This window comes from Daejeonella sp. (assembly GCF_036405355.1).
Classification (GTDB): domain Bacteria; phylum Bacteroidota; class Bacteroidia; order Sphingobacteriales; family Sphingobacteriaceae; genus Daejeonella.
Map to the genome: position 1 here is coordinate 56,208 of NZ_DASWXT010000075.1, position 12,388 is coordinate 68,595.

General features: G+C 39.6%; 9 protein-coding genes and 2 tRNA genes. 6 read left to right on the top strand and 5 right to left on the bottom strand.

From position 1 onward, the window contains the following. Position 1: 1 nt before the first annotated feature. Together VGE44_RS09725 and VGE44_RS09730 are read right to left on the bottom strand one after the other, a co-directional pair. The gene (locus tag VGE44_RS09725; RefSeq protein ID WP_331078431.1) at positions 2-1,522 is read right to left on the bottom strand and encodes a DUF1501 domain-containing protein; all 1,521 of its coding nucleotides are present in this window, start codon (positions 1,520-1,522) and stop codon (positions 2-4) included. Positions 1,523-1,524: 2 nt separating this feature from the next. Then, positions 1,525-4,749, bottom strand: coding sequence for a DUF1553 domain-containing protein (locus tag VGE44_RS09730; RefSeq protein ID WP_331078433.1), 3,225 nt, complete (start codon positions 4,747-4,749; stop codon positions 1,525-1,527). A gap of 230 nt (positions 4,750-4,979) precedes the next feature. Here VGE44_RS09730 and VGE44_RS09735 point away from each other — a divergent pair, with 230 nt between their 5' ends. Continuing rightward, positions 4,980-6,095 (top strand): bile acid:sodium symporter family protein, encoded by a 1,116-nt coding sequence (locus VGE44_RS09735; RefSeq protein WP_331078435.1) that lies wholly within the window; start codon positions 4,980-4,982, stop codon positions 6,093-6,095. Between the two features lie 90 nt (positions 6,096-6,185). Here VGE44_RS09735 and VGE44_RS09740 read toward each other — a convergent pair whose 3' ends face one another. The 3 genes from VGE44_RS09740 to VGE44_RS09750 form a co-directional block, all read right to left on the bottom strand. Further along, positions 6,186-6,386 carry a hypothetical protein gene (locus tag VGE44_RS09740; protein WP_331078437.1) on the bottom strand — a complete coding sequence of 67 codons (201 nt, stop codon included), beginning with the start codon at positions 6,384-6,386 and terminating at the stop codon, positions 6,186-6,188. A gap of 388 nt (positions 6,387-6,774) precedes the next feature. Continuing rightward, positions 6,775-8,358, bottom strand: a complete 1,584-nt coding sequence (locus VGE44_RS09745; RefSeq protein WP_331078439.1) for a M81 family metallopeptidase — start codon at positions 8,356-8,358, stop codon at positions 6,775-6,777. A gap of 218 nt (positions 8,359-8,576) precedes the next feature. Further along, positions 8,577-8,650, bottom strand: a tRNA-Arg gene (locus tag VGE44_RS09750). A 169-nt stretch (positions 8,651-8,819) separates the two neighbouring features. Between VGE44_RS09750 and VGE44_RS09755 the strand changes: the two genes are divergently transcribed. The 5 genes from VGE44_RS09755 (at position 8,820) to VGE44_RS09775 (ending at position 12,360) form a co-directional block, all read left to right on the top strand. After that, positions 8,820-10,901 (top strand): HD family phosphohydrolase, encoded by a 2,082-nt coding sequence (locus tag VGE44_RS09755; protein WP_414649315.1) that lies wholly within the window; start codon positions 8,820-8,822, stop codon positions 10,899-10,901. Between the two features lie 155 nt (positions 10,902-11,056). Next, positions 11,057-11,146 (top strand) — tRNA-Ser (locus VGE44_RS09760). Between the two features lie 378 nt (positions 11,147-11,524). After that, complete coding sequence (locus VGE44_RS09765) at positions 11,525-11,773, top strand: GIY-YIG nuclease family protein (protein ID WP_331078441.1); 249 nt, start codon at positions 11,525-11,527, stop codon at positions 11,771-11,773. A 31-nt stretch (positions 11,774-11,804) separates the two neighbouring features. Then, a complete protein-coding gene (locus tag VGE44_RS09770) occupies positions 11,805-11,990 on the top strand; it encodes an ORF6N domain-containing protein (RefSeq protein ID WP_331078443.1) in 186 nt (61 codons plus the stop codon). A gap of 31 nt (positions 11,991-12,021) precedes the next feature. After that, on the top strand, positions 12,022-12,360 hold the full coding sequence (locus tag VGE44_RS09775) for a hypothetical protein (protein WP_331078445.1): 339 nt from the start codon (positions 12,022-12,024) through the stop codon (positions 12,358-12,360). The last annotated feature ends 28 nt before the right edge of the window (positions 12,361-12,388 follow it).

The following is a 12,388-nucleotide window of genomic DNA, read 5'->3' on the forward strand; positions in this document are numbered from 1 at the left end:
ACTAACTTAAAATATCTTTAACCACTTTACCTTCCACATCAGTCAAGCGGAAACGTCTGCCTTGAAATTTATAGGTTAACCTTTCATGATCTATTCCCATAATGTGCATCAGAGTCGCATGGAAATCATGTACATGAACCGGATCTTTTACGATATTATAACTAAAATCATCGGTTTCACCATAACTGATCCCGGCTTTAACACCTGCACCTGCCATCCACATTGTAAAGCAGCGGGGATGATGATCCCGGCCATAATTATTTGGGAATAACTTTCCCTGAGAATAAACTGTACGCCCAAATTCACCACCCCAAATTACAAGGGTATCTTCCAGTAATCCCCGTCTCTTAAGGTCTTTAATAAATGCTGCCGTTGCCTGATCAGTATCCTTACATTGTTTAACCATGTTTTCAGGCAGATTGCCGTGATGATCCCATCCCTGATGATAGAGTTGTACAAACTTTACATCCTTTTCCAGTAATTTTCTGGCGAGGATACAGTTTGCAGCATAAGTTCCCGGGTCGCGGCTATCAGGGCCATAAAGTTCAAAGACCTCATCTGTTTCATCTGCTGTAGACATGACATCAGGTATAGATGTCTGCATCCGGTAAGCCATTTCATACTGAGCAATACGGGCATCAACCTCAGGATCACCGTAAGCATCATTCTGAAGCTGATTTAATTTGCTAAGATAGCCTAGCATTTCCTTTCTGTCTTTTCCCTCATATCCCTCCGGATTGTCCAGAAACAGAACCGGGTCCTTACCCGCTCTGAACTGAACTCCCTGATGTTCGGAAGGCAGAAAACCATTGCCCCATAGTCGGGCATAAAGTGGCTGATCTTTTGCAGCATTTTTTGAAACAAGTACTATAAAGGTCGGAAGATTACTATTATCTGATCCCAATCCATAGCTAATCCAGGATCCGATTGAAGCTCTTCCCGGCAATTGATTCCCGGTTTGAAAAAAGGTTAAGGCGGGATCGTGGTTTATGGCTTCTGAATGAATGGATTTTATGATGCATAAATCATCCACAACCCGGGCTGTATGGGGTAATAGTTCACTTACCCAGGTTCTGGATTCGCCATGCTGATTAAATTTAAATATGGAAGGAACAACCGGCAATGTGCTCTGACTGCCACTCATCCCGGTTAATCGCTGTCCCTGACGTATAGAATCAGGAAGCTCCTGCCCAAACAAATCGACAAGTTTTGGTTTGTAATCAAAAGTTTCAAACTGTGATGGCCCACCACTCATAAATAAGTATACAACCCTTTTCGCTTTGGGAGCGAAATGAGGCAAAGCTTTTAGGATTTCCTGCTCCAGTGAAGCGGATGAGCTTTCATTTGCAAGGGTATTAGCCAATTCACCCAATACCGATTTTCCAATCAATGAGCTCAAGGCTAATGCCCCTATACCCAGAGACGTTTTTGTCAGAAAATTACGCCTGTCCCAACCTTTATTTAAACGATTAAATTCAGGCGTATTCAATTTGAAAGGCTCTTTATGATGATGATCACACATACTTATCGCTTGGTTAAGGTTGCATCTGAATTTAAAATAACACTTGCAACAACTGCATTGGCGGCCAGCATCGCAGGTTCAAGATCTTTATTAACCCTAAATTGTCCGGCTGCCAGCCAACCTTTAGTTCTTTTTATATCTGCTCTGAATTTTTTTAGTTCCTCACTTTGAAGAGATTGTAATAATTTAAGTTCTGCTTTGCCCGGTTTAATGCCGGTAAGTTTTCTATAGATATCTGTAATTGCTTTAGTTTGGTTATCTGAGGAAGTAATTTGTTGCCCCAATACTTTTGATGCCTCAACAAAAGTGGGATCATTTAACAATACAAGTGCCTGAAGCGGAGTATTTGTACTCTGCCTTCGTACCACACAATAACTCCTTTCTGTTGCATCAAAGGTATTTAAAGTCGGATTTGGTACAGTACGTTTAACCAGTACATACAAACTGCGCCTGTAAACTGCACTGCCTGTATCTGCAGTATAAGTGGTATTATTAATCTCCCATAATCCTTCGGGCTGATAAGGTTTAACACTTTTACCACCAATTTTATTATTTAGTAAGCCACTGGCCATCAAAGCATTATCACGTATCATTTCAGCGTCTAAACGACGTGAAGGACCGCGAGAAAGGAATCTGTTTTCAGGATCTTTTAATTTCGAATCTGAACTGGCTCGGGAATCCTGCCGGTACGTGGCCGACATCACCATCAGTTTGCATATTTTTTTGGTATCCCAGGCACTCTCTTTAAAAGTATGTGCCAGCCAGTCCAGTAATTCAGGATGACTTGGCAGCTCTCCCTGATTTCCAAAATCTTCTGATGTTTTAACAAGGCCGGTGCCAAAGAAATTCTGCCAATATCTGTTCACTGCTACTCTTGCAGTAAGCGGATGCTTATCGTCGGTTAACCATAGTGCCAAACCATATCTGTTTTTGGGGAGCTTATCAGGGAAAGGAAGAATAGATGGCGGTGTGTTCGGAAAAACCTCTTCTCCCGGACTATCATAATTGCCCCTGTTTAAGATGAAGGTCTTTTTTGGCTGAGGCGCATCCTGCATGACCATCAATTCCCTGACTTTATTCACAGAATCGGCCAGTTCAGTTCGAATGTATTGCAATTTCTTTGCCTCTGCCCTCACTGCTGGATCCAGAACAGATGTATAGTATTTGTTCAGTAAGTCTAAATCAGTTTTAGTTAATTGCGTTGGTTCTTTTTGAACCAGGGATGTCCATGTAGCTGTTTTACCAATGACCTTGATTTCATAATCTGTTAATTCCCGGTTATAAACCAGGATGTCATCAACCTGCCCGCCTTTAAATCCAAGTCCGCGGTCCCATGCCCCAATCTGCAAACCGGGCTGATCTTTAGAATACATCAGAATGTCTTTTGTAAGCTGATCCATGGTTGTGATAAGCTTCTGCTCTGCACCATTTACAAATAATTTCAATCCATTAGCCTTCGAAGATCCATCATAAGTCATGGTGAGTTGTACCCATTGATTACGGATAACAGGTTTCTGTGTAATTCTGGAAATGGCATTGGAAGGTGCTGCATGCGACATATTAACCGTCAAGCGGTCATCCTTCAGATACAGATGATAGCCCCTGAAATTATACAGGCGTTCTGAAACACATTTATGAAACAAGACACCTTCTTTAAAGTCTTTGGGGATAAACACACTGATATTTATACTAAAGGGATCTGATTTTCTGAATACCCCTACCTTCTTCAACTCATACCACTGGTCTCCATTCAAAACTAATGCCTTACCATTTTCTCTGTTTGCAAAGACAGGTTTATCAATCGATGAGCTAATCAAAGTGTTTCCCGCAGTTTCCGGATAAAAACCTTTCAGTGAAGCATTTGAAAAATTATAATGCGCCTGCAAGCCTTCCATTGGAATCACTTCTCTGGCTAAGGCTTTATACTTTTTGCCTTTAATCCAATCCTGAAATGCAATTCGCGAATCGGCTTTTGTTTTAGTCAATGTTTTCTCTTGAGTAGAAATCTTTCCTTTTATATAATTCAGGATCTTTTCCTGCTGATCAGTTGGCAGTAACATCGTTGGAGATGGCATAGCATCATCCCACGAAATTTGACCGGCTTCTTTTACCCTGTTAAAGAAACCATATAATTCAAAATAGTTTTTTTGTGAGATAGGATCATATTTATGGTCATGACATCTTGCACAGCCCAATGGAAGACCCATTACCGCTACTCCGGTTGTATTCACCCTGTCTATAACATATTCTGTCTGAAATTCTTCCTCGATAATTCCGCCTTCCATGTTTTGCTGATGAATTCTGTTAAATGCAGTTGCAATCCGCATATCCTTATTGGCATTTGGCATTAAATCGCCCGCCAACTGCCATTGTATAAATTTATCATAGGGTAGATTCTGATTATAGGCCTTAATAACCCAATCGCGATACGGTGACATATCAATGAGTCTGTCGACAGTATAGCCGTGGGAATCTGAAAAACGTGCAAGGTCAAGCCAGTTCAAAGCCATTTTTTCGCCATAATGAGGTGATTTCAGCAATCTGTCCACCTGCTTTTCGTAGGCATTTGGGGAACTATCCTTTAGGAAGGCATTTATTTCAGCAAGTGTTGGCGGGAGTCCGGTTAGGTCAAGAGAAAGCCTTCTCAGCAATATCTCCTTTTTTGCCTGGTCAGAAGGCTTTAATTTTTCAAGTTCAAGCTTTCTGCCAATGAAATTATCGATTGGATTAATTATCCATTTATCATCTTTAACATCAGGAACATCGGGCTTTTCAGGATTTACAAAAGCCCAGTGAGGTTTATACTCCGCTCCTTCCCTGATCCATTTTATTAAGATTGCTTTTTCTTTTGGAGAAAGACTCAGATTTGACTTTTTATTTGGCATCCTGTATTCAGGATCATCTGATAAGATTCTATGAAAAAGCTCACTTCCATTCAGGTCACCAGGATCAATGGCGACTTTTCCGGGACTTTCGGGAAGATCATCAAATGCAAAAGAAGCAATATCCAATCGCAGCCCAGCTTCCTGTTTGGCTTTATCCGGTCCATGGCAAGAGAAACATTTATCAGAAAGTATTGGTTTTACATGAATGTTATAATCTATTTCTTCAGGAAGGCTGGTATACGCCGATTCAACATCCTCTGGTAAGTCGGGAGAGCATGATACCATGAAGAAAATGATAAGCTGTATGGCAGTAAAAAAAGATAATCTCTTCAAATGATTCATTACAGGATCTGATTAACAAGGTATTAAAATCCTGTCGCCTTTCAAAGGCAAAAATCATTTCAGGACTCTGACTAATAAATTTAAATCAAAATATTCTTTTCCCACCAGCTCAATTTCATTCATTTTAAAAACAATTCAAACTATCAAAATTTTTATATTTTTAGTTCTTTGAACATTAAAGATCCTGACACAGTAAAATTTAGAAACAATCAAAAAACAAATACATGAACATGCAAAAACTATTACAGTCCTTACTATGGCTTTCCTTATTAACCCTTTTGGGTGTTATAGTACTTTTTCAGTTAAACTTTGAACTAGAAGCCAAAGTATTGACCTGCATTTTCTTTGTTTTTCTTCTGGCGGGAATTAATGCTTCAGAATTTATGAAGGGCTTTGCTTTTACAATTTGGGTAATCGCAGCAGCGACCTTAAGTATGATGTTTCCTTCCTACGTGACGGATATAGGAGGATTCAAAACCGAATTACTGATTGTACCTCTGATACAGCTCATAATGTTTGGAATGGGAACCACAATGGGAATAAAAGACTTTATAGGCGTATTAAAAATGCCCAAAGGAGTTTTTATTGGTCTGTTTCTACAGTTTACAATAATGCCGCTAATTGCATATAGTTTAACTATCATATTTAGCTTCCCTCCTGAAATTGCTGCAGGTGTAATTTTAATTGGTTGTGTTCCTTGCGGAGTTTCTTCAAATATTTTAAATTTTCTCTCTAAGGGAAATCTTGCATTGTCTATTACTTTAACATCCTTCGCAACCTTAATGGCACCATTCGTAACGCCGATATTAATGGAGCAGTTAGCCGGGCAATTGATACCGATTGATGTAGTTGCGATGATCATCAGTATTAGCAAAATGATCTTTGCACCACTGATTGCCGGAATTATATTTAACAGAATATTTGGTAACCGCGTTGCCTGGTTAAATGCAGCAATGCCATTGGTAGCAATGGCAGCAAATGTATTTATTATCGCTGTAATTGTCGCAGCAGGTAGAGACAGTTTATTAACCATTGGATTTTTACTATTCCTGGCCGCAGCAATACACAATGCCATGGGATTCCTTTTAGGATACTGGGGCAGCCGGCTATTCAAAATGAATAAACGTGACAGCCGTACTGTGGCAATTGAAGTTGGACTCCAGAACGGTGGAATGGCGGCGGGGATAGCCTTTGAACTGGGCAGAGCTGCAACAATGGGTCTCTACCCAGCCATATTTGGAACCTGGATGGATATATCCGGTAGTTTCCTTGCTAACTGGTGGAGGAAGACACCGGTGGACGACGAAAAATTAGTTGAGAATGGACAGTTGACAATTGACAGTTAGGAAGAGTGAAATAGGATTTAGATAGCTTGGCAAAACGAAAAAATCCCTGATGATTTTAAATCATTCAGGGATTTTTTTTATTGAAGATTGTCATGCCGGCGAAAGCCCAATTTCATTATTTAATTGTTGGGAGGTTCTATCTTTGGATGGATCTGATTTTATTGGATGATAAGTTGGAGGTTCCCACTTTCGTGGGAATGACAAATCAGGTGAGATAGATAGGGAGATTCCAGCCTTCGCTGGAATCGCAAGAAGGAATGGTGTAAAAAATGATGTAGTGCTTTTACTCATTTTTTGTCTTTATATATTTTGGGAATGAGGAGTGATCTGAACCGATTCCAGCGAAGGCTGGAATCTCCCCCATCTCCCCCAAGCAATGTTGTCATTCCAGCGAAAGCTGGAACCTTATTTTGTTTATCCTATCATTTTGACAAAAAAACGGGGGCATACTTTTAGAAACGTTAATAAATTCCCGTTTTAATGTATAGCTGGTGCATTTGACTAGAAGTTTATTTTTTGCCGGACACTAGTGATTGACAGTTGACAACGATAACTATTGGGTTGAGAATAGGTAATAGTTAATGTATAAAAACGAAAAAATCCCTGATGATTTTAAATCATTCAGGGATTTTTTATTGTTTAATTGAAGATTGTCATACCGGCGAAAGCCGGTACGGTATTACTTCTTAGATTTTTCAATCCCAAATAAACCTTCACGAATATTATAATACTTGAACCATTCAGGATTAATAGCAGTTGCTCCCGGACTGTCGACAGAGATCAGTTTAGAAGCAAATGGCTCATAAGCAACACGGGGGGCGATTGCACCTTTTACTACCAGGATTTTCTGACGCTCAACATAAACTCCATTCGATATGAAGATATGCGCACTATTAGGGCTTGCAGGTTTGGTAGTGATTAAAAGCAGATTTGGTTCATCCAAAGTAGAACCTTCCACCTGAATAACTGCCGTATTCCCCATATTCCAGTATCTTCCACCACCGTGACGAACTTCAGTCTCCAGGTAGCGTCCAACATTCAGTGAACGAACCTCCCCTTTTATACGCACTGGTTTTCCATGCATATTATCCATCTTACCACCAACGGCGAAATCAAATGCTTTTCCTACACCGGCACGTTCTGCAGTTTTATATCCTTCAGGATCATAAATTACCATAGCCCATCCCTGAGCCCCCTGCTTGATTAACTCTTCCAGCATGAATGAACTGTCACCAGTTGAACCACCACCAATATTATCGCCCATATCAATCAATACAACCGGACGTCCGGGATGTTCCATGGCCTGCTTCACAGCTTCAGCTGGTTTAGGGTTATTAATTCTGGTTTTTTCGCGTGTATCCCAAAGCATTTGCGAAAGCCTGTTAGCTTCTTTATCAGCCAGGGCCTTATTGTTATCTGTCACTACAACAACAGATGGACCCATTGAAGGGACATCAGCATATTGATAGCCACCCGAAACACTAACAGCCAATATTCCGGACTGCTTTTCAAGATTTTTGCTTTCAGTAGTAATCGGTAATAATGGTTCAGAGTAGGTACTTTGAAAGGCAATATTATAAACCATCGGAGCTTTTACGATACTTTGAACAGGTTTAACCTTTCCGCTAACAATTTTGGCCATAATATCAGCCGCCTGATAACCACGATCGTAGGTATCAAGGTGTGGGTTTTCCTTAAAAGTGATCAGCACATTACACAATTCGACCATTTTTGGGGTAATATTGGCATGGAAGTCATGAGTAACTACAATTGGCATTGCTGCACCAAAGGCATTTCTTACTCTTCTTACAATCTCCTCATCACCGCTCGGATAACTTTCAACCACCATTGCACCATGCAGATTTAAAAGTATTCCCTGAAGTTTCGGCCCTGCTTTTAATCCTGTAATAATCTCATTCATCATCGCATTGAATGCCCGGTCGGTAACAGGTCCCCGGGGTGTTGCAGAAGTAACCAGTGTAGGATATAGTTCGAGACCAAATTGTTTAGCACCTGCAATGTAACCGGCACTGGTCGTTTTTGCCGTAGAGCCGGCAAAAAATCGTTTGGCTCTCTCCTGCTGGCTTTCACCTATGGTAACACTAAAGTCCTCAAGATCAGTTTTTTTTATGTTGAAGCTGTTAGATTCGTGTGAAATACCGGCAACTCCAATAATTGGTTTATTCTGAGAAAACCCGGAGGATAGATTGAATACTGATACGGCAAATAGTAGGAGAAGTTTCTTTAAAAAGTTGTTAATCATGTTTTTACCTGTTTTAATGAAATGATACATAAAACTATATAAAATATTGAATTAACAATATCGGGGCATTAAAATTCAATGAAATTTAAATGAACAATAATAATTTGAAATGAACAGGATGCTGAGTAAGAAGTTTCTGAAACTCTTGCTGATAATGAATCAGAATATCTGAATTAAAAAAGGCTTCCCGAATAATCGGAAAGCCTTTTTTAATTCAGTACGCCCATTAGGATTCGAACCTAAGACCTACGGTTTAGAAAACCGTTGCTCTATCCAGCTGAGCTATGGGCGCATTCTGCGACAAAAGTATGAAAACCTATCAAAAACTCAAACTAAAGAGAATAATTTGTGATTTTTTATTGAAGATATGAGCTTAGTTCCTGTATCAGAATCTATTAATCATTTGGCTTCATTTGAGCCATCTCACTTAATTTGCTAAATTTGAGCTCAAAATCAGAACATTGGCAAGAATTAAGAAAAAACTGCACCTCATTTTATATCGCAAATACGGTTCAAGCCTGAAGTTTGTGATGATGGCTTTATGCGTGTTTTTTGTCACGCTTTTCCTTCCAAAACAAGCCAGATTCAGGTTTGAATACGAGAAGGGTAAAACCTGGATGCAAAAAGATCTTTATTCTCCTTATAATTTTGCTATTCAAAAGACCAATGAAGAGATTGAGGAAGATAAGAATGAGGTTCTCAATTCAGTATTGCCAGTTTACCAGAATGATACTGAGATTGCCGAGAACTCAATAGAAGCATTTAACTCTGAATTTGAATCAAAATGGAATGGTTCAGGTATAGACGATAATCTGAAGGAACGATATAAGTCGCTGGGAAATAAACTACTCCAGACCATTTATAAGAGGGGAATGGTTAACCCTGTATTAAAATACCAGCGCAATGGTACTAACTATAATTTCAGTCTGCTTAATAATAATGTTGCAGTTCAATTAAACACTGCTGACGCTTACAATACAACGACTGCATTAAAATATATAAAGGAACAAATTCAGAATGATCCACAAATTAAGAGTTCCGACTGGCTGTTAAGACTGGTTACCAATCATCTCAAGTCAAATTACGTTTACAATGATATTCTGACTGAGAAACTCGAGGAAAATGCGTTGAACAGCATTTCAACAACCAGAGGAATGGTTCAAAAAGGTGAACTGGTTGTTGCGAAAGGAACTATGGTTAATGCCGGAATCTATCAGAAACTGGAATCTTTGAGAGCAGCTTATGAAGAGGATGCGAAAGTTGCAGGTGACAGAAGACTGGTGTTATTTGGCCAGTTATTATTGGCTGGTCTGATCATTTCATTGCTGATGGTATTTCTTTATCTGTTCAGGAAAGACATTTATGCTGATAACCGGCAAATCTCGCTGATCTTACTGGTCATTACCGGAATGCTCGTAACCCTGTCATGGGCTATCAGAATCAAAGCCCCCAGTGTTTATTATATTCCATTCTGTATCGTACCAATCATCATCAGGATTCTGTTTGATACCCGTCTGGCATTAAACATACATTTACTGGTTGTATTGATTGCCGGATTCTTTGTACCGAATAGTTTTGAGTTTGCATTCTTGCAGATTTCTGCCGGTATGGTTGCTATTTACAGCATTAAAAACCTGATTAAAAGGGAACAATTTCTGATATCGGCTTTATTGATCCTGCTGAACTATTTCATTGCTTTCCTTGGTATTTCATTGATCAGGGATGGTTCCTTTACTGATATTGAATGGCTGAACTTTGTTCCCTTTATATTCAGTGTTTTATTATCACTGCTTGCCTATCCATTGATTTATGCTTTCGAACGAATGTTTGGAATAACTTCGGATGTTACATTGATGGAACTGACCAATACCAATTCCAAACTATTGAGGGATCTGGCATTTAAAGCACCCGGTACTTTTCAGCATTCCCTGCAGGTAGCTAATCTGGCTGAAGCAGCAATTTTTAAAATTGGCGGAAATGCTTTGCTGGTAAGAGCCGGTGCCTTGTATCATGATATCGGGAAAATCGTAAATCCTCAGTTCTTCATTGAAAACCAGGTCAGAGGTATTAATCCTCACGATTCCATTTCGTATGAACAAAGTGCCCAGATTATCATCCAGCACGTTAATCAGGGAGTTGAGATTGCAAGAAAGCATCAGATCCCTGAAATGCTGATCGATTTCATCAGGACTCATCATGGAAATACCAGGGTTGATTATTTCTATCAGTCATTTTTGAAGAATTTCCCTGAGAAGTTTGTGGATGAAAATATTTTCAGGTACCCGGGACCTATCCCCTTTTCAAAGGAAACAGCAGTACTAATGCTGGCCGATTCGGTTGAAGCAGCATCCAGAAGTCTGAAAGAGCCTGATGCACTCAGCATCAGTGATCTTGTGGAGCGTATCATCGATTATAAACTAACTCAGGATCAGCTAAACGACAGCGACATCACTCTAAAGGATATTGACACGATAAAAATGATCTTCAAGACCATGCTCATGGGTATTTACCATGTGAGGATCGAATATGTTTTAGATAATTAATTCTGCATTTGCCTGCATTTCAAAGCTTTATAAGGCAGAATATGTATACATGTGTAAAATCAATAAATAAATAGCAGATTCATTGAAAATATTTTTTGACAGCCTGTGTGAATTACTATATTTGCAGTCCTCGAAAGAGGGTTTTTTATTTTAACGGAGAGATGCCTGAGTGGCCGAAAGGAACAGTTTGCTAAACTGTCGTACTGGCAACGGTACCGAGGGTTCGAATCCCTCTCTCTCCGCCATCGCCCGCCGAAGCGGGCTACGGCGGACGAAGTCCGCTGGAGCCCATGCGAAGGAGGGCTTCGCAAATGCTTCGGCCTCTGAAAGAGGGCATCGCCCCTAACCCTGGCAATCCAACTACGCCCATCATAGCTTTACTATGGTGGGTTTTTTTTATTAAATAAACTTTTTTAAAGTCCTGGATTAGAATATAAAAACCATATCAGATAATTACCGTTTTGACTCTGGCGAGTATACAAACCACGCTGCATCTAGACAAGGTCGCCTTTGCAAATGCTTCGGCGTCTAAAAAAAAAGCCGATTATTTATTCATAGCCACCATTCACTAAAAATAACTCTCCATTATTTCCCCATGTAACAAAGGATCTTATTTTAGGTAAATGTGGTTCTACGTTTATATCCTTAAGCTTAATAATGGTAAACACTATGTAGGCTGTACAGCAAATCTTAAAGAAAGATATTCACGTCATTCAAAAGGTCATGTTCCGGCAACCAAAGCCCACCTTCCGCTTAAACTAATTTGGTGCTGTTCATTTCCCGACAGATATATAGCTTATGAATTCGAACGATATCTCAAATCCGGATCAGGAAGAGCTTTTACAGCAAAACATCTTTTCAAGGCTTCTTAAATAAATTAATGATGGTTTTAGAGGTTAAAATATGAAAGAAAAGAACTCATCAATTATTCCTGATGAATTAGTGATAAACAAAATCTACTATATCCGGGAGCAAAATGTAATGTTAGACAGTGATTTAGCTGAACTTTATGGTGTCGAAACAAAGGTGTTAAACCAAGCCATTAGTAGAAATTTCGAAAGGTTTCCATCTGATTTCATGCCTGCCTGACGGTAGGCAGGTTTCAATTAGATGAGCAGGAATGGTCCAACTTGAAGTCACAATTTGTGACTTCATTTGGGGAGGCAGAAGAAAGATGCCAAAGGCATTTACAGAACAAGGAGTAGCCATGTTATCTAGTGTATTGAACAGCAGTCGGGCAATTAATGTTAACATTCAGATCATCCGGATATTTACCCGAATCCGCCAAATGCTGATGGATAATACAAACTTACGATTAGAGATCGAAAAGATCAAAACCAAACTGTATAGCCAGGGTAAAAACATGGAGCTTGTTTTCCGCTGTCTCGACGAGCTGATTGAGCGAAAAACAGAGTCCTTACCAAGAAAACGAATCGGTTATAAACCTGATGATTTATGAGGTAAACTTGTTTCTTTATTCTAACCAA

Excerpts from the sequence above, each read along its gene's own strand:
- VGE44_RS09735 (WP_331078435.1), top strand. The coding sequence starts at position 4,980 with ATGCAAAAACTATTACAGTCCTTACTATGGCTTTCCTTATTAACCCTT.
- VGE44_RS09730 (WP_331078433.1), bottom strand. The coding sequence starts at position 4,749 with ATGAATCATTTGAAGAGATTATCTTTTTTTACTGCCATACAGCTTATC.
- VGE44_RS09770 (WP_331078443.1), top strand. The coding sequence starts at position 11,805 with ATGAAAGAAAAGAACTCATCAATTATTCCTGATGAATTAGTGATAAAC.
- VGE44_RS09725 (WP_331078431.1), bottom strand. The coding sequence starts at position 1,522 with ATGTGTGATCATCATCATAAAGAGCCTTTCAAATTGAATACGCCTGAA.
- VGE44_RS09745 (WP_331078439.1), bottom strand. The coding sequence starts at position 8,358 with ATGATTAACAACTTTTTAAAGAAACTTCTCCTACTATTTGCCGTATCA.
- VGE44_RS09740 (WP_331078437.1), bottom strand. The coding sequence starts at position 6,386 with ATGAGTAAAAGCACTACATCATTTTTTACACCATTCCTTCTTGCGATT.
- VGE44_RS09765 (WP_331078441.1), top strand. The coding sequence starts at position 11,525 with ATGTGGTTCTACGTTTATATCCTTAAGCTTAATAATGGTAAACACTAT.
- VGE44_RS09775 (WP_331078445.1), top strand. The coding sequence starts at position 12,022 with ATGGTCCAACTTGAAGTCACAATTTGTGACTTCATTTGGGGAGGCAGA.